Here is a 17,667-nt window from a genome sequence, read left to right on the forward strand (position 1 = left end):
AGCACTTCCGCAATCTTCGCCAAGATGTGTTACCCAAGCCGTTTGTAATGCATTTCAGAAAATGCTCTCTTCAATTGTGTAGTAATTTTAGGATGTTAATCATGTCAGAAAGTTGAGTAAGTTATCATCAACACCTAAAGAGACTGTGGCCAAACTTTATTTAAGAGGACAAATTTTCATATTTTTTTCAATCCTGATTTCTTTCATGCTGGTGCAAATGCCTGGACCCATCTACCCCAGTTGAATATTGGCAAAACCAGCCCCGCTTCGCTGGATTCAACGGGGTAAAAGGCTTGCTTGCGGGCAGAGCATAATGGGCCTTAGGATTAATGAATATTCTTGTTCTTGCCGATAGTTATGGCAGATAGCGCAAGTTATTAAACTATGTCGCCCCGATGCTCTGCGTATCCGCAAACTTCGTCAAGTTGGCTTACCCAGCTTTACAATGCTTTCAAGAAACCAGGATTTTCAATCTGGTAGTGAGAATGTGGTTTGGCCACGGACTCTAAAATGTAATATTTCCTCAAAAAACGGGGGATCTAGGGGTTCCTGATATTATGTTTTTTAGAAGAAAAAATCGTATTATAGAAACGGACTTGCCATCAACGCCTCCACAGGAACTCTTGCGTTTGGATCCCTTGGAAAGCTTAAAGAAGAAGGTTGAAGAAGCAAATTTGACTTTCCCTGCCAAGGATGCAGTCAGAAATGAATTGCGTAAGCTAGAGAAAACAGATCCTGCCTTACCAGACTATACGATTGGCCTTAATTACATTGATTTCGTCCTCAGTTTGCCGTGGCAAAAAAGTACACCTGACCGTTTTGATCTTCTTTCAGTAGAGCAAATTCTACAAAAAACTCACTATAGTTTGCGGGAGGTCAAGGAGAGAGTACTGGATTTTCTGGCATCCAAGGTTTTACACCAACTTAATCATAGTCATATTTTGGTGGTAGATGATGAAGAAATAACCCGTTCCAACTTAAAATATGCCTTAAGCAAAGATGGATATAATGTTTTAACCGCGGCTAATGGCAGAGAAGCCCTTGATATACTCAACAAATGCAGGATCGATGTTTTGATCTCAGATCTTAAAATGGAACAGATCAACGGGGAACAACTTTTGGAGGAGGTGAAGAGAGTATCTCCCTCTACCCGTTTTATTATGATTACTGGATATGCAACTGTTGACTCTGCTGTATCGATCTTAAAAAAGGGAGCTGTGCACTATTTACGCAAGCCCGTTGATCTGAACGAACTGCGAAAATGTGTAAGGAGGGCTTTAGATTACTCTTCGGCTTATATTGCCAGAGGAACTGTCCTTTGCTTTGCCGGGCCTCCAGGTACAGGCAAGACCTCAATAGGCCAGACTATTGCCCAAGCTATGGGCAGAAAATACATTTGTTTTTCAATGGCCGGATTGCGTGATGAAGCAGAACTTAAAGGGCATCGTAGAACTTATATTGGCGCCATGCCAGGCCGCATTATCAGCGAGATAAAAAAGGCTGGGGTGAATAACCCTGTTATTATGCTTGATGAGGTCGATAAACTCGGCACTGACTTTAGAGGATATGCTTCTGCTGTTTTACTGGAAATTTTAGATCCTGCTCAGAACCATAACTTTATTGATTTTTTTCTGGACGTTCCTTTTGATCTTTCTAAAGTTTTTTTTATCGCAACGGCCAATGAAATAGAGCGCTTGCCAAGGCCATTGCTGGATCGAATGGAAGTAATCTATTTCCCCAGTTATTCAGAAGAGGAAAAAATAGCCATAGCCAAACATCATCTTGTCCCTCGACAGCTTAAAGAATGTGGGCTCGCTATTGGCGACGTAATGTTTCAGGAAGATGCTCTCCAGGAAGTTATTCGGAGTTACACACAGGAGGCAGGGTTAAGGGAATTGGAACGTCAGATAGCCAAAATTTGTCGTAAATTGGCCAGGAAAAAATTGAGACGGGAAGAAAACTCTTTTCATATCGACAAGGAAGAAGTGTATCGTCTACTGGGGCCGAAAAGAATTCACAGGCATTTATTAAAACCGAAGCAGCGTGTTGGGGTAGCCAGGGGACTGGTCTGGTCTGAATTTGGAGGCGAGGTGATTTTGGTTGAGGCCTGTAGAATGCAGGGCAATAAGCAGCTTTTGCTTACTGGTTCCCTTGGACGTGTCTTGCGAGAGTCTGCCCGGATTGCTCTTAGCTTTATCCGTACAAATGCTGGTCAGCTTAGATTAGCGCCGGATTTTTTTGCCAACTCTGATATCCATGTGCATATTCCAGCAGGTAGTGTGCCTAAAGATGGTCCTTCTGCAGGGCTGACTATCGTCATGGCCTTGATTTCGTTACTTACCGGTATACCGATATTTAGTGATGTGGCTATTTCGGGAGAAATAACTTTAAGCGGAGAAGTTATGGCTGTAAGCGGTTTGCGCGATAAACTTCTTGCAGCTAAAAGAGCGGGAATAAATAAAATTATTTTGCCTTTAGCTAATAAGGAAAATGTATTATATATGTCAGATGATGTTAAAAAGGGGCTGGAAATTGTCTTTGTAGATGAGATTTTGGATGCTGTCCCTTATGTTTTAAGTAGATAGGTGCAATTGTAATTCAAGAATGATGATTCATCAATGTGGTTAGTGTCAACCGCTGTTAGTATTTATATATCGCAGTCATATTTTTTTAGTTTACGCCATAGGGAAACACGGTCAATTCCTAGAATTTTAGCTGCCTTTGTTTTATTTCCTTTTGTCATTTCCAGAACTTTTAAAATATATTGTCGCTCGTGTTCTGCCAGAGGGACAAAGTGTCGTGGCTCACTTTCCTCTACGGGAAGGATAATACTTTCCGGATTTTGACGTAGATCAGGTGGCAGATGCCCTACATCAATAGTGTCTGCATGACACAAAGCGATGCTCCTTTCGATAATGTTTTTTAGTTCCCTTACATTGCCTGGAAAATCATATTGCATCAGTCTGCCCAGCGCCCGATCAGAAATCTTTAGTTCTTTATCTGGCTGCAATTGTTTTAGAAAATGGTGAACAAGTAGAGGTATGTCTTCTTTTCTTTCTCGTAGAGGAGGTACCTCTATAGTAATTACATTTAGTCTGTAATAGAGATCCTGGCGAAAGCTGCCTTGTTGTACTTCGTAGCTTAAAATTTTATTGGTAGCCGCGAGAATTCGAACATCAAGGTCAATTTCTTTGGTCCCACCTACCCTCATTACCTTTTTTTCCTGAAGCACTCGCAACAATTTTGCCTGCGTTGTTAATGGCATGTCTCCAATTTCATCAAAAAGCACTGTGCCTTGGTTGGCGATTTCTAAAAGTCCAGGTTTTGCGCGATGTGCCCCGGTAAAAGCACCAGCTTCATAGCCGAAGAGTTCGCTCGCCAGTAGAGATTCACTAAATATACTACAGTTAATGGCTAAAAACTTTTCTTTTGAGCGGGGACTGAGGTCATGTATCATTCTTGCTACCACTTCCTTGCCAGTACCTGTTTCTCCAGTAATTAAAACGGTTGTATCCAGTAAAGCTAACTGAGAAATCGTTTCCTTTAGGGCAATGATTTTAGGAGATGAGCCAATGAGTTGTACACTAGGTTTGTTTTTTTCTTTCAGTTGTTGTCTCAGAGAGTGTACTTCTTTTTTGAGAGCACTTTTTTCCAGGGCTTTTTTGACAAGAATGCGTAGCTCTTCGATTTTAAATGGCTTTGTTAAATAATGGTAGGCCCCTTCCTTCATGGCATGGACGGCAGTATTGATTGTAGCGTAGGCGGTTATAATAATTACTTCTATTGCCGGATGCAATTCTTTACATCTCTTTAAAACTTCTATCCCGTCTATATCCGGCAATTTTAAATCTGTTATTAGTAGATCATAGGTATCTTTTTGAAGAAGTTCCAGAGCTTCTTTTCCAGTAAGAGTGGTAACTGTCGTATATCCTTCTTTTTGTAGGATATAGGCAATATTGTCCAGAGTGATTTGTTCGTCGTCGCATATAAGTATTTTGATGCTCATTGTCGTATTATTGATGTGTGTATCTTTTACAATGGTAAATAGATGATAAACGTAGTCCCTTGGCCTAATTTGCTTCTTAGTTTAAGATGGCCTCCATGTTTTTTTACTACGTTATAGACAATAGAAAGGCCTAACCCTGTCCCCTCTGATGGACCTTTAGTTGTAAAAAATGGATCAAAAATTTTATCCTGAACATCGTCAGGGATACCTTTGCCATTATCTTCTATTTCTATTACTGCTTGATTGTTTATATTGTCTTTTTTGCAGCGGATAATGATGCGTCCTGGCGGCTTCTCAATAGCCTGGATAGCATTTAAAATAAGGTTTAAAAGGGCCTCTTGCATTCGTTGTCTATCAAGAGGCAGAGTTATATCGTCTTGTATTTTCAGGTCTATGGTGATGCCCGATGGCATTTCGCTCATAGCCAGAAGTTTGGCTCGCTCAATAAGATTGCTTAGAGAGGTTGGGTTGAGTTGGAATTCCTGTTGACGAGAAAACTCTAACAAGCCTTTTACAATATCTCTTGCTCGCAGGCTTTCGGACTCTATGTTAGATAGATTTCTGTCCAAAAAATTGGTTTCAATATTGGGCAACTCTTCTCTAAGGATTTGAGCTGTTGTCAGGATGTTGTTTAAGGGGTTATTTAACTGATGGGCGATACCAGAGGCGAGGATACCAATGGAAGACATTTTTTTAGCTTGTATTAGCTGTTGCTGATGTATTTTTAACTCTTGAACCATTTTGTTAAAAGCATCAATAACCAGTTGATTTTCGTCATAAGTAGTTAGAGGAGGAATTGGTTCGAAGGAGCCATGGGCAATCATATTCGCCGCATCCATAACAGTATTTAATGTTTTAAAGACTCCTTTAAATAGGATAAAAAAGATAATCATACCTGTTAAAATGGTCAAAAAACCGGTAAAAATAAGCTGTAACTTCAAATTTCTAACGATTCTATCCAGCTCTTTTTTTTCTGTTTCGGTAATTGTTTTTGTCAATTGGAGCATTGACTGCGCAACTGACCTTAAGTTTGTAATAAGCTCTGATTTTTTTGTTGGATGAGAGGAATAAGTTTTAATATCGTTAAAAATATTTTTGTATTTTGGGATTAACTCTTTTAGCTTGACTAATGGGTCGTGTATGTGCTTTGATTGCGGTATAATATTGTTTAATATATTTAAGGAGTTGTCAAGGTAGATGATTGTTTTGCGAAAATCGTTATCATCTTTATATAATAAAAAATTCTTTTCGTATCTTCTTACTTGAAGAAGGTTATTTCTAAACTCTTCACTTTTTTCTAAAAAAATAAGTTTATCGTTTATTTTGTTTAAATTAATATAAGAAAGACACCCTATTATCAATTGAGATACGGTATAAAAAATAAATATTATTATTATTTTTTGTTTGAGTGTTAATCTGAATATTTTCATCTCTGTCTCTAGCTCGCAGATTTTTATGTTAAAAACGCTATGTATGAACGTGACAAATTTTAAATATAGTTTCTATGTATTGAGCTAGCTCAATAATAGTTCTGAAATAAGTAACTAAATTGCCTAATATTACATTTCGTATCACACAAACTTTGCGTTTTTATTCAAACAAGTCAAGTAAGTTTTCTTTTAATTCATTGTCTAATTTTTTTTCCATGGTGGATAGTGGTCCACATAGGCTGTGGCCGGGAGAAGGAAAGATTCCAGTCCTTTTTTGTTCATGTAAGAAACCATATTTTTCCATTTTGGTATAAGGCCTTTTGTCTCATCCAGGAGAATGCGTTTAACCCTATGTTTATCCTCTCCCAGAGCTTGCCAAAACCTATCACCGTTGATCCATAACAATCCTTTTTCTTTGGTCTTTTGTATGCCGAGCCAGTCCAGATCAGTTTTAAGGTCATTTGCTGGTTTTTCCCAGTCTGAAATAAGTTCCTTCTCAAAGATGTCTTCGTCTTTGCGTAGAAATAGAAGTAGATCATTATAGGCATGGATAACTTCCCCTAGGCGGTCATGCACTTCCTCCATGGCCTGGACTATTTTTAGGGGCAGTACCTGACCAAACACCTTCTTTAATTCTATATTCACTTTGCCCCGATCCTGGCCGAATCGGTTACTGGCTGAAGTGTAGGTATGACCATTAAAATTTAAAATGGCATCAGAACCGGGTCTGGCTGTACTTTTCATGCCTAAAAGATCGAGAGGTGAATTATTGCCGTCCTCTAAATACATCCGCTGGCCAATTTTAGGCTCTTTTAAATTGACTTCTAGAAATAGCTTGGAGGTATAAAGGGTTTTGTCCTGGCTATAGTCCGGAACGTCACGCTTATTTACATTTACCAGGACGTTTGTGAGTGATGAATTGATATGGCGGGCCAGGCCGGATAATAAATCTTCGTATGTGCTTTCCGGGAAAACAACTAGCCCTTGTCCGCTAAGTTGTGAGATGATTGAAGCCCAGGTAGCATTATCGCCTATTTGACTGCTATCAAAGGTTAAATTGGATACTTTAGTTTCCCAATCTGCTGTGTCTTTGACCAGGGCCTGAGGGTCTTGGGCCAGGATTTGTACTTCTTCCCAGGTGTTTTTATCAACAACAAATATAGATATGTCTGTCGTGGTTTGAGCGACGTTTATGCTAAAAGTGTATTTTTTTATGCCCCAGTTTATTTCTCGGTTTGCAGAAAAACCTGATGATGTATAAAGAGAAGGGCTATTAATACTGCGTCCTTGTAAAAGGTATGTTTTAATCTTGGCACCGGGGATTGGTTCATTAACTGGGTGCAGGCCAAGTTTTTTGAGCAAAAGGCCTTTTGTATCTTTAATCTCCAGTTTTTGGTCTGCATAGGGTTGATTTACACTGATAGCTAAAATTCGTCCCAGAGAAGGTGAGTCTACTTCTTGGTAAGGAGAATAATGGTGCACAGTCTCGGCCTGCACAGGTAGAGAACTGGCATTGATTGCACTTTTTACTGTGTCCAAAATTTTAGCGTATGTTTGTCCATCGGAGATGGTAATGCTGAGGGTCTGCTCACGACCATTTATTTTCAGGCTGAATCTATAGGTTCCAGCCGGGATATTGGCGGTTCGATTCGCTGGAAAACCACGCGAAAGATATTGATATGGTGGGATGATTTGGTGTGGGGTAGTGGCTTTGACTTTGTCTTGAAGTGTAGAATCAGCGCGAGTTAAAGTTGATTTGTACCAGGGTAAACCATCAGCAGGCCAGTCAAATTTATCCAATGCATCTTGAAGCCCATTTAATTTTTGTTCCAGGGAAAGCACAAAAGGTTTGGCCAGGCGTAGGTAACTTTTTTTGGCCCTATTTCTTTGTTCTTTTTGAGCCCATATAGAGGATGCCCACAGTCCTGTTTTGTTCAGGATACTGTTGGTGCCTTCAAAAAGGCGGGTTAAAAAGGGATTGATGAATTTTATGTTGGACATAATTTTAAACTAAAGAATTTTTTTTTTATTTTCAACATAGTCAAAAAAAATTCAAACGTGCTATTCAGACAGGCAGGTGCTTTTATAGGTTTGTGCCAGGATTTTTTTACAGTTTCTCCATTTATTGAAGTTAGATGTTAATGGGCAAAGAAGTGCAAATGTTATGTTTTTCTGGTGTTGGCGAGGCAATGAGTGAAGCGATTAACGGGGGATGGAGTTTCTGTTTTGGGGTAGGGGGGTATTATGTGTATTATGACGGGGAGCCCGCGAAGAGAGTCCGTTGATAATAGTGACTTTTGTAAGGACCAACTATCTTTAAATACAAGAGATCAGGGGGATAACCCCTGATCTCTTGTATTTAATATTTAGCATTAGGGAGTTAATCCCAGCGCCTTTCTTTTATCGGCAATTCTATTGTCAATAAGCTCAGCTGCCTTAAATGGGTCAGGTTCAACGGCAAATGTAGCTCCAACAACATCTTCCAGGCCGTTAAGGGCTAAGTCAGTAACCACTTTGCTGCCCAGGATGGGAGGGGCTACTCCTAGTACGGTAAAGATGCCGCTGGCAACAGCATAAAGTCCGATACTGACCGCTTTTTCAGAATACCATTCTGGAGCGGCAGCAGCAACTGGCAAATCAGAAATATCCACACCCAGTTCATTGGCCAATAGGCCGCAGAGATGAAGTATCCTGGAGTTATCCACGCAACTACCCACATGCAAAACAGGTGGTATGCCCAGTGCCTTACAGATTTCTGAAAGCCCTGGCCCTGCCATGTCAGCAGCTTCAGGCAGTTTTAATCTTGCTTTGGCATTGGCTATTGCTGCACATCCTGTATCTAAAACCAGAATATCCCGTTTTATCAATTCTTTGGTTAAATTAGTGTGTACGAAATCTTGTTTGAGTCTGGGGTTGTTGCAGCCTACAATGCCTACTGCTCCTCTAATTTTACCGGCTTTAATGGCTTCAATTAAAGGCGTCAGGGTTCCTCCCAAGGCTTCCAGCACAGCTTCATTGGAAAAGCCGCTTAAATGTTCTATTGGAGAATCCGGGATATTTACGCGGTCACGATCGCGTAATCCATAGGCCTCAATAGCCATCTCAACTACCTCTATGGCCTTTTCTCTGGCGTTTTGCAGGTTAAATTCTATGTGGTTAGCGCCGGTGAAACGAGCCTTGGGCGACGTGGAGATGATTTTGGTGTGATAGCAATTGGCTACTTGAATCAGGGAGGGCATAATACATTGATAATCTACAACAATTGCTTCTACTGCACCGGTAATGATAGCCAGTTCTGACATTAAGTGGTTACCCGCAATGGAAACGCCCTGGCGCATTAAAACTTCATTGCCAGTACAACACATACCAGCAAGATTAATGCCTTTGGCCCCTTTGTCCCTGGCTTTTGCAATTAGGTTCTTATCGCGTACAGCAGCCTGAATCATTTCTGAAACAATGGGATTGTGGCCGTGGACCAGAATGTTTACATGGTCTTCTTTGAGCACTCCGAGATTGACCGTGGATTTAATTGGCTTGGGCACTCCGAAAATGACATCAGAAAGTTCGGTGGCAATCATAGAGCCAGCCCATCCATCGGACAAGGCAACTCTTGCCGAATGTAAGAGTAAATTTACTGGTTCATTATCTACCCCCATGTGGGTACGGTGCATCATTTCCACTACTTCCCGGTCAATGCCCCTGGGAGTAATGCCCAATTTATCCCACAACTTTCTTCTTTTTTCTGGCGCACGGTCAACAAAAGAAACCTGCTCTTTTTGGGAGCCATAGTCTTTGAAAAAGATCTCACTTACTTCACAGGCGAGTTCATGGGCAGATTTGCCTTGTGTCTCAACACCCAGTTCCTGCGCAATTCTCTGTAGCTTGCCTTCTTCCAGAATAGTATAATCGTCTGTCTTGCCATGACCAATGGCATGTAGTGTTTCCACTAGATCTCGGCCGTGGTCTGAATGGGCAGCAGCGCCGGCAGCCACCATTCGTCCAAAATTTCTAGCCACAATTACATGGGCATCGGCTCCACAAACTCCTTTTTGCGGTCCCTCGCCAAAGGGGTCTATGCGGCAGGGGCCCATGGTACAATTGCGGCAGGACACGCCCAGTTCACAAAAGCCGCAATGTGGTTCCTGTGCTTTTTTGCGATCCCAAACAGTTTCAATGCCTTCTTTGTCAGCTTTTTTAAGCATTTCTTTGGCTTCAGCCCAGATTGTTAAATCCAAAAAATCTTTTTTGGCCATCTCTATCTCCTTTAGATATTAAAGTCTGTCTCCATACACGGCATGGGCCAGACGATGGGTTCCTTTCTGCATATATTCGTTGACCTCTCCATAAACCAGGGCTCCGGTTAGACATGCCTCTACACACGCCGGTTCAAGACCTTCCCGTACACGTTCATAGCAGCCATCGCATTTGATGGCCACGCCTGGCAGGCCAGGTACATCTGGGTGGGGATAGTAACGAATGGCATAATAAGGACAGACCATGGAGCACATACCACAGTTAATGCAGCGGCTAGGGTCCACAATTTTTAAGCCTGGCTCAATGTCGGAACGAATGGCTCCTGGCATACATGCTTCCTGGCAAGGAGCTGGCTCACAGTGGAGGCATTTGTTTGGGAAGGGTTTGAGTCCTGGGCCAACTCCAATATGAATGCGGGGTTTGGCCAGTATATCCTCATAGATAGCAGTGAACAGATTTTTGGATTTGGAGTGGGTCTCGGCACAGCGAATCATGCATTGTTTACATCCAATACATTTTTCGGGCCGGACAACTACAGTTTTCATTTTTTCCTCCTTAAATAAGGCTTCAAGCTTTCAGGTCGAAATCCAGAGCATAAAGCTAGCACCACTAAAAAGTATTTTTTTATCTCCTCCTTAAATTTAAAGAAGTTAAGATTGTTGCAAGTGACGATAAAAACAAATGGGCGCAGAATTTGAGCGCTCAATCCATGTTGTTGGGATTTGATTTTGCTTTAGCCTTTGTTTGATGGCGTAAGCTAGTTCGCCGAGCCTGGGGGTAGCATTAAGGCCAATAGCACCGATAAGTCTTTGCTCTCTAAATATCAGGTTCAGATAAGCACCATTTTTATCGGAGAAAGTCATAGAGGTACAATCTTTGGTATACCTGGGATTAACCAGGCCTACAGAGATCATGTGGCTGTCAAACACAGGTATGGCGTTCATACTCATTGAGCCGGGATATTTCATTTTGAAGCCTGCCATATTGTATGCTGCAACACGGCCTTGCTCCACAGCTACGGGCCAGATGGCATTAACGTTTTTTTGCTCAAGAAGTAGATCATAAGCCTGGGCTATATCTCCGGCAGCATAGACATCATCAACGTTGGTTTTCAGGTAGTCGTCCACCAGTAGACCATAGTCAGTCTCAAGTCCGCTGCCTTCCAGCCAGGAGGTATTAGGAATAACCCCTTTGCCCGCGGCCACCAAGTCTACTTCCAGATCTTGTCCTGTATCCAGGATTAATTTGAGTTTGCGTTTTTGCCCAGGTTCAATGGCTGTGACTGATGTAGATGTAAAAAGGTCGACATCCGGAAGGGAGGAAAGCTTCTCCCCTAATTTGTCGCCAACATACTCATCCACATTAAGGGCCAGAGGCCTGGGTGAAGAAACAATGAGATTAATTTTCATTTTACGGACGATAAGGCCCATGGTCAGCTTAAAGCCTACAAGCCCGCCGCCCAGGACTGCTGCCACCCCGCCTGGAGTTACTCTGTCCAGGACTTTTTTTAGATCCTTGCGGCCACGAAAATAACAGATGGCGTCTTTGTCCCCCTTGACCCGAACCTGTCGCGGAGTACTTCCAGTACAGAGCAAAAGGCGATCATAGGCCACTTTCCGTCCTGAATCCAGAAAGATTTCCTTTCTGCCTGGGTCCAGGGAGACGGCCTTCTCAGGAAGGATCTGGATCCCATCTTTAGGCCAATAGACAGGCACATGCTTTTCAAGTTTGTCCCAAGGCAATTCCTCATCGAGCACATAACTGATTAATGGACGGGCATAGGCAGGAGAGGCGCTGGGATCTATGCCGATTATTTCTGCCTGAGGGTCCAGTTTTTTGAGCCAATGGCAGGCGCTACGACCTGCTGCGTGAAGACCAACGACTACATAACGCATGGTTTTGCTCGCTTTTAAAGTTTATTAGTTAAAATAGGTTATGATTTTCTGACAAAGGGCGTCGATTTGATCTTGTTCGGGAAGATTAAGCACAGAAGGGGAGGTCAACTGGCGCTTGGTTAGTGATGGTAAAACAGGAAACGATGTTATGTGTTTGAGCGTGGAAAGTTGAGATGGAAGTTTCAGATTCTGATTAGCTCGGTTCAGGACCAAAGCTTGTTTGGTAAGTCCCAGATCAGTGGCCAGTTTTGAGATGTTGGCAGCAGTATTCAAGCTCCGGTAGCTTGGTTCAGACACAACTACAAGACCGTCAACATGTGAAATAGTGCCTCTACCCAGATGTTCAACGCCCGCTTCCAGATCAACCACTACCCATTGGTTAAAGTCTATAAGGAGGTGGGCCAATAAACTTTTTAAAAGGGAATTTGCCGCGCAGGCACATCCTCCACCAGCATTGGTAATAGAACCCATGACCAAAAGTTGCATGCCGCGGATGCTTTTTTTAAGACGGGCAGGCAAGTCTTCTACTTCTGGATTTAGGTTGATAAAACCGTTAGTTCCTACTCTTTGCTTAATAAGTTCTTTATTTTCAATTAGGGGTTCTGGAATTTCTTCCTCACTTAAACCAATGGCCATACCAAGGGAGAGCGCTGTATCCGCATCCACCAACCATACATAATTGCCTTGCCTGGCTAGATAGTCACCCAGCCAGGCAGCTATAGTGGTCTTGCCAACCCCTCCCTTGCCGCAAACAGCTAGTTTCATTTTTTAATTCTTAACTCCATTATTTTTTAGGATACAATGAATCTCTTTTTTATACCAGTTTGGTAGAATCTGCAAATTTTTTTTCGGAGTTATTGTATAATTAGCACTGTGTAATGATGTCTAAACTTGATAAGTTTTCTTACAAATTCTTGAGTTAGTTTTAGGTGGAATGTTTAGAGTTGAAAGTTAGAAGTTATATAAATTTGGTAGGTTATAGTTTTGGGATAGGATGTATGGGCACTGCGTTTATTGAATGTCTGCTTGATAGGCTGGTGTTATCGTTTGTCGTCTCGATAATCGCAGAACTGATAGCTTAAAAAATAAATTATACTAGCTACAAATTACGATTGTTTTCATCCATGCATTTACGCATCTATTATGTTCTTGTTTCATTAATTTCTTTCGTTTGACGGAGGATTGCAATACTCAACTTGTTCCAGGCATAATCCTTGAGCCGGGGCCGTTGCTGGAGCTAATGATCTGTCTTTTTTATGGATGATGTCTTTTACTTTTTGTGGAGGAAGTTCTTTTTTGCCAATACACTTTATGAGGCCGGCAATATTTCTGACCATTTGTTTTAAAAAGCCATTGGCCTGGATAGACATGACCAGTTCCTGCGGATAAAAACCAGGCTTGAATTCAAGCCTATATATTTTTCTGACCGTATTTTTAACCGGTGTACCGACATTCATAAAAGATTTGAAGTCATGTTCGCCTAAAAGATAAGTACTTGCCTGTTTGAGCAGGTCCAGATCCAGAGGCCCCACGGGCCAGACATAATCTTTGCGCCACGGGAGGACATATTTTTTTTCTGTCCAAAAAGTATAGGTATAGGTTTTAGATTTGGCGCTGTACCGGGCGTGGAAGTTCTCTGATACAAACTCGGCTTTTAAGACACTAATATCTTTTGGCAAAAGAGAATTTAAGGCCTTTTGCCAGGGGATGCTAGCTTTGTCAGAGGGTATATCAAAGTGTGCCACCTGGCCTAAGGCGTGTACCCCGGCATCAGTGCGCCCTGAGCCATGCACACGGATAAATTGCTGACAGATTTTTGTAATGGCCTCTTCCAGAGTACCCTGAATTGTAGGGCCATTTTTCTGCACCTGCCATCCGCAAAAATTGGTTCCGATATAAGCCAGAGTGAGCTTTATACGTTGCAGGCTCATTTTTTATCTTCAGCAAATGGGGCGTGAAGCTGGGTCAACTTCTCAGAGAGCTTGGCAGCTTTTTTGGCCTCGACATAGGAGAGTATCTCACCTGCTTTGCGCCCACGCATTCCGGACAGAATTTTGACAGCCAAATCTTCGTCCACTGTTGACAGGACCTGTGCGGCTTGTTTGGGTTTCATATTGGCATACATATCTACCAGATGTTTGATTTTTTTGTCCTTCAATACATTGGCTTCCTCAAGCATCTTCTTTAGACGGGCCTCAACTTTTTGCAACCGCTTCAGTTTGGCGTTGAGTTCTTTTTCAAGAAGCTTGAGACCTTGTTCCTTCTGGGCCAGTTCCTTTTCTTTGGCTTTAAGACGCTTTAGCTCAGCAGATAGATTGACTGGTTGAGCTTTTTTAGGTGGAGGGCTTTTTTTCTTTTCTTTGGGCTTGGAAGCAGCAATGGCCGGCTTTGTCAGTTGCAGTTGCACTCCTTGTTTGCCCGGATCATATTCTGGCTGGATAGCGATACCTAGAAAAAGAGCCAGTTTTATGACCCCGACAGCCATCACAACCTGAAGCAACCTGGAAGGTTTGAGGCTAGCGCTGTTGAAAACGTAAGACAGCCATCTCGTCAAATTCTTTTTGTTCTTTTTGTTTTTGTTCATACTCATGCCTAATCATCTGTTTTTGTTTAAATTTTTCAAGTAGCTTCCTTTCTTTGCTTCTTAAAATAACTTCCTGCCGGCATGTATTTACTTTTTGAGCTAAAAGATGCAGTTTTTTTTCCGCAACGGCAAGGTTAGCTTTTAAGTTATCCCGATAGGTTGTCCATAGCCATAATTCAGCAGGAGTTAAATTTTTTTGGGCTAAGAATTTGGCTTGGTGCTGATGCAGATCTTTTTTTAACTTTTTTACCAACTCGGTTTGGGTTTGATATTTAAGCTTGGCCTGAGCTAGATTTTGTTGAGCCTGTTCTTCGCGCTGAATCCGCAGCTCCAAGATCTTTTCTAAAGAAAATTTAAAAGGTTTAGACATACTAAAAGGTTAAGTTTGGTTAGAGAAGTTAAAGTATTTTTTTATTCACCACAATTTTACTTGAAGAATATGCAACTTTTGCGCCATGATTGTTAATGATTGAGAATGGATGTCGGGCTTGACTGCTGAGTATAAAAAAAATCAACAAACTCAATAAAGTCAACAAACGGGGGTATCCTCAAAAAATTCAAAGGGTGAATCAAAGAGTGATATACATCTTGCACCTTCTATACTTATGAGATTCTTCACCTCGCTCGGAATGACGCAAGTCTTAAGAGCAATTTACGCATTGTCAAATAATGTGCAGTTTCAAAGGATGCGCTTTTAATAAATTTTTAAAAAGGAGCTTTTATGTCCAATAATCGTCATATTTATCTGCAAACCGTAGAAATCGAGGAAGCCATCCAGAAGGTAAAACATGTCCTTCAACCCAGTCAATTAGTGCAAAAAGAAATGGTGCCGACCCATGATGCCGTAGGAAGAATTACAGCCGCTCCCATCTGGGCGAAGTACTCATCCCCTACCTTTCACAGTGCTGCCATGGATGGGGTGGCAGTAAAAGCAGACAAGACATTTCAGGCCAGGGAAGGCAGTCCCGTGTATTTAAAGAAGGAGCAGGATTATATTGAAGTAAATACGGGCAACCCCCTGCCAGAGGGTATGGATGCAGTGATCATGATTGAAAATATAGACCAGGTCGATGATGATACTATTGCTATAGAACAACCTGCTTTTCCCTGGCAGCATGTTCGTCGAATCGGGGAAGATATCGTGGCCACGGAGCTTCTTCTCCCACAGAATCATGAACTTTCGGCCTATGATATTGGAGCACTTTTAAGTGCTGGCATCTGGGATGTAGAAGTGTGGGAAAAGGTAAAAATACTCATTATTCCTACAGGCGACGAAGTCCTGGATTTTCGCTTACGCCCAAAGCCTAAAGCCGGCCAAGTAGTGGATAGTAACTCCCAAGTCCTGGCCAGTATGGCCAAATTCTGGGGATGTGATGTCCAAACCATTGCCCCTGTGCCTGACGATGTGAATAAACTAGAGGCAGCTGTGGATCAGGCCTTGAATTCTTCGGCTCATGTTGTGGTCATTGGCGCAGGGTCTTCTGCTGGGAGTAAAGATTTTACGCGCCAGATTATGGAGCGCTTTGGTCAGGTGTTGGTTCACGGCATAAAGGCCATGCCAGGTAAACCATCTCTTTTGGGTGAGGCCAAGGGAAAGTTGTTGGTTGGTGCACCTGGTTATCCTGTCAGTGCGGTCATCTGTTTTGAACAATTGTTAAAGCCCATTGTTCATTGGCTTGGACGCAAAGTTTTATCTGAGCCAGAAAAAATAGATGTTGAATTAACTCGGCGGGTGCCTTCTAAACTTGGTGTGCGTGAATTTTTGCGTGTGTCCATTGGACGGGTAGGTGATAAATACGTGGCCACACCTCTGGCCAGGGGCGCCGGGATGATTACTACTTTAACCAGAGCTCAGGGCATGACCATTATTGAGGAAAAAAAAGAGGGGCTGGAAGAAGGCGCCATAGTGCCAGCTGTTCTTTTGCGGGACAAAAAGGAGTTGGATCAAGTTTTGGTGGCTGTTGGCAGTCATGATAACACCCTGGATTTGTTGGCAAATGAACTAATGGGCCTGAGCCAGCCTATCCGGCTTTCTTCCACCCATGTGGGCAGTATGGGCGGCCTTATGGCGGTTAAAAAAGGCTCCACGCATTTAGCCGGCATACATTTATTCGACCCGGAAACAGGAGACTATAATTTCCCCTTTATTGATAAATATATCCCCGGGTTAAGATTTAAATTGATTAACCTGGCAATCAGGCATCAGGGCCTGATAGTGGCTAAGGGAAATCCAAAAAACATAAAAGGAATTGATGACCTGACCAGAAAAGATGTTCGGTTTATTAATCGTCAGCGGGGGGCCGGGACGCGTATTCTTTTAGACCATCATCTGAAAACGGCCGGGATCAGCCCTAACGAGGTAAATGGATACGATAAGGAAGAATTTACGCATATGGCCGTGGCTGTAAATGTGCTTAGTGGCGCTGCTGATTGTGGCCTGGGAATCTATGCGGCGGCCAAAGCCCTGGGCCTGGATTTTGTGCCTTTGGCCAAGGAGCGCTATGATCTTCTTATCCCGGACTTTGTAATGCAGGATGAAAAAGTGCAAGCCGTGTTGGAGTTTTTAAATAACGATGCCTTTAAAAATAAGATTCTGGCTTTGGGCGGTTACGAGGTGGATTTGACCGGACAGGAGATGAAGCCGTCCGGCCAGAGGATAGGTTGATTGGCGGACAATATTTTTAGCCAATTATAATTTCCTCCAGCGTCCGTTTGGGCACATGGTGTTTACCGTTTTCGTCTCGCCAATATTTGATGTCACCATCAGGGCCGACAGTCTCCAGCATAACAACCTCCCTGGGCTTACCAAGGGCAATGACGAGAAGAATTTCAAATTGGGCGGGGATATTTAAGGCTTGTCCCAACTTTTTTCGGTTAATGGAGCCGATAATACATCCACCTAAGCCTTTTTCGGTTGCTCCCAGACGGATTGTCTGCGCAGCTATCCCATGATCGCAGCCAAAAGATTGACTAATATTTTTGTCACCCAGAATAATGATATACGCCGAGGGCCGCTCGCCAGGGGCAGGTCCGGACCAGTCCGGGAGGTAAGCTGCCCAGCCAAGATGGGGGAAAATCAAGGAGTTTTTTTGCGGGTCGCAGGAAATGATGTATTTTAGTGGCTGGATATTCCCTGCCGAAGGAGCTAGCCTGGCAATATCTATAAGCTCGAGAAGGGTTTCTCTGGTTATACTTTCTTCCTCATAAAAGCGGCGATAACTTCTGTTTTTGAGTACAAGGTCTTTGAACATTTTCAAGTCTCCTTTATTTCCTGATCCTCCTAGACTCTAGGAGGATCAGGATGGGAAAGCAAGCTATATTCCTTTCCTTATCGTTGTTAAAAAGACTTGCTGCAAGTTTTTAAAGAAAAAAGTTTGACTTGTAGAGTCTGTGGCCAAACGCTATTTTAAGCGCTGATTGAAAGTCTTGGTTTCTGAAATGCCTTACAAACGGCTTGGGTAACCCAACTTGGCGAAGCTTGCGGAAAAACAGAGCATC

13 protein-coding genes are annotated in these 17,667 nt (G+C 42.5%); 2 read left to right on the forward strand and 11 right to left on the reverse strand.

The features are described from left to right. The first annotated feature begins 557 nt into the window (after positions 1-557). The gene (locus AC3WVG_RS09075) at positions 558-2,585 is read left to right on the forward strand and encodes a S16 family serine protease (protein WP_488797818.1); all 2,028 of its coding nucleotides are present in this window, start codon (positions 558-560) and stop codon (positions 2,583-2,585) included. Positions 2,586-2,647: 62 nt separating this feature from the next. Here the strand turns inward: AC3WVG_RS09075 and AC3WVG_RS09080 are convergent, their stop codons facing one another. From AC3WVG_RS09080 to fliJ, 10 genes are all read right to left on the reverse strand, one after another. Further along, positions 2,648-4,006, reverse strand: a complete 1,359-nt coding sequence (locus AC3WVG_RS09080) for a sigma-54-dependent transcriptional regulator (RefSeq protein ID WP_488797819.1) — start codon at positions 4,004-4,006, stop codon at positions 2,648-2,650. 26 nt (positions 4,007-4,032) lie between these two features. Next, positions 4,033-5,436, reverse strand: coding sequence for a sensor histidine kinase (locus tag AC3WVG_RS09085; RefSeq protein ID WP_488797820.1), 1,404 nt, complete (start codon positions 5,434-5,436; stop codon positions 4,033-4,035). A 201-nt stretch (positions 5,437-5,637) separates the two neighbouring features. Further along, complete coding sequence (locus AC3WVG_RS09090) at positions 5,638-7,437, reverse strand: hypothetical protein (RefSeq protein ID WP_488797821.1); 1,800 nt, start codon at positions 7,435-7,437, stop codon at positions 5,638-5,640. 371 nt (positions 7,438-7,808) lie between these two features. Next, positions 7,809-9,689 (reverse strand): anaerobic carbon-monoxide dehydrogenase catalytic subunit, encoded by a 1,881-nt coding sequence (cooS, locus tag AC3WVG_RS09095; protein ID WP_488797822.1) that lies wholly within the window; start codon positions 9,687-9,689, stop codon positions 7,809-7,811. Positions 9,690-9,707: 18 nt separating this feature from the next. Continuing rightward, a complete protein-coding gene (locus tag AC3WVG_RS09100; protein WP_488797823.1) occupies positions 9,708-10,235 on the reverse strand; it encodes a 4Fe-4S dicluster domain-containing protein in 528 nt (175 codons plus the stop codon). Positions 10,236-10,340: 105 nt separating this feature from the next. After that, positions 10,341-11,585 (reverse strand): NAD(P)/FAD-dependent oxidoreductase, encoded by a 1,245-nt coding sequence (locus AC3WVG_RS09105; RefSeq protein ID WP_488797824.1) that lies wholly within the window; start codon positions 11,583-11,585, stop codon positions 10,341-10,343. Positions 11,586-11,609: 24 nt separating this feature from the next. Then, positions 11,610-12,350 carry an ATP-binding protein gene (locus AC3WVG_RS09110; protein ID WP_488797825.1) on the reverse strand — a complete coding sequence of 247 codons (741 nt, stop codon included), beginning with the start codon at positions 12,348-12,350 and terminating at the stop codon, positions 11,610-11,612. Between the two features lie 392 nt (positions 12,351-12,742). Next, positions 12,743-13,516: a tRNA pseudouridine(38-40) synthase TruA gene (gene truA, locus AC3WVG_RS09115; protein WP_488797826.1), complete on the reverse strand. Its 774-nt coding sequence runs from the start codon at positions 13,514-13,516 to the stop codon at positions 12,743-12,745. After that, positions 13,513-14,070, reverse strand: coding sequence for a MotE family protein (locus tag AC3WVG_RS09120; RefSeq protein ID WP_488797827.1), 558 nt, complete (start codon positions 14,068-14,070; stop codon positions 13,513-13,515). The genes truA and AC3WVG_RS09120 overlap by 4 nt, the downstream gene beginning before the upstream one ends. Before the next feature lie 31 nt (positions 14,071-14,101). Beyond that, entirely contained in the window at positions 14,102-14,539 is a 438-nt protein-coding gene (gene fliJ / locus AC3WVG_RS09125) for a flagellar export protein FliJ (RefSeq protein WP_488797828.1), read from the reverse strand. Positions 14,540-14,890: 351 nt separating this feature from the next. Here fliJ and AC3WVG_RS09130 point away from each other — a divergent pair, with 351 nt between their 5' ends. Next, a complete protein-coding gene (locus AC3WVG_RS09130; protein ID WP_488797829.1) occupies positions 14,891-16,834 on the forward strand; it encodes a molybdopterin biosynthesis protein in 1,944 nt (647 codons plus the stop codon). Between the two features lie 16 nt (positions 16,835-16,850). On the opposite strand, the gene AC3WVG_RS09135 is transcribed toward AC3WVG_RS09130, so the two are convergent. Next, complete coding sequence (locus AC3WVG_RS09135; protein ID WP_488797830.1) at positions 16,851-17,420, reverse strand: nitroreductase family protein; 570 nt, start codon at positions 17,418-17,420, stop codon at positions 16,851-16,853. Positions 17,421-17,667: the final 247 nt, after the last annotated feature.

The organism is Desulfovulcanus sp., assembly GCF_982781345.1.

Excerpts from the sequence above, each read along its gene's own strand:
- AC3WVG_RS09075 (WP_488797818.1), top strand. The coding sequence starts at position 558 with ATGTTTTTTAGAAGAAAAAATCGTATTATAGAAACGGACTTGCCATCA.
- AC3WVG_RS09080 (WP_488797819.1), bottom strand. The coding sequence starts at position 4,006 with ATGAGCATCAAAATACTTATATGCGACGACGAACAAATCACTCTGGAC.
- AC3WVG_RS09085 (WP_488797820.1), bottom strand. The coding sequence starts at position 5,436 with ATGAAAATATTCAGATTAACACTCAAACAAAAAATAATAATAATATTT.
- AC3WVG_RS09090 (WP_488797821.1), bottom strand. The coding sequence starts at position 7,437 with ATGTCCAACATAAAATTCATCAATCCCTTTTTAACCCGCCTTTTTGAA.
- cooS (WP_488797822.1), bottom strand. The coding sequence starts at position 9,689 with ATGGCCAAAAAAGATTTTTTGGATTTAACAATCTGGGCTGAAGCCAAA.
- AC3WVG_RS09100 (WP_488797823.1), bottom strand. The coding sequence starts at position 10,235 with ATGAAAACTGTAGTTGTCCGGCCCGAAAAATGTATTGGATGTAAACAA.
- AC3WVG_RS09105 (WP_488797824.1), bottom strand. The coding sequence starts at position 11,585 with ATGCGTTATGTAGTCGTTGGTCTTCACGCAGCAGGTCGTAGCGCCTGC.
- AC3WVG_RS09110 (WP_488797825.1), bottom strand. The coding sequence starts at position 12,350 with ATGAAACTAGCTGTTTGCGGCAAGGGAGGGGTTGGCAAGACCACTATA.
- truA (WP_488797826.1), bottom strand. The coding sequence starts at position 13,516 with ATGAGCCTGCAACGTATAAAGCTCACTCTGGCTTATATCGGAACCAAT.
- AC3WVG_RS09120 (WP_488797827.1), bottom strand. The coding sequence starts at position 14,070 with ATGGCTGTCGGGGTCATAAAACTGGCTCTTTTTCTAGGTATCGCTATC.
- fliJ (WP_488797828.1), bottom strand. The coding sequence starts at position 14,539 with ATGTCTAAACCTTTTAAATTTTCTTTAGAAAAGATCTTGGAGCTGCGG.
- AC3WVG_RS09130 (WP_488797829.1), top strand. The coding sequence starts at position 14,891 with ATGTCCAATAATCGTCATATTTATCTGCAAACCGTAGAAATCGAGGAA.
- AC3WVG_RS09135 (WP_488797830.1), bottom strand. The coding sequence starts at position 17,420 with ATGTTCAAAGACCTTGTACTCAAAAACAGAAGTTATCGCCGCTTTTAT.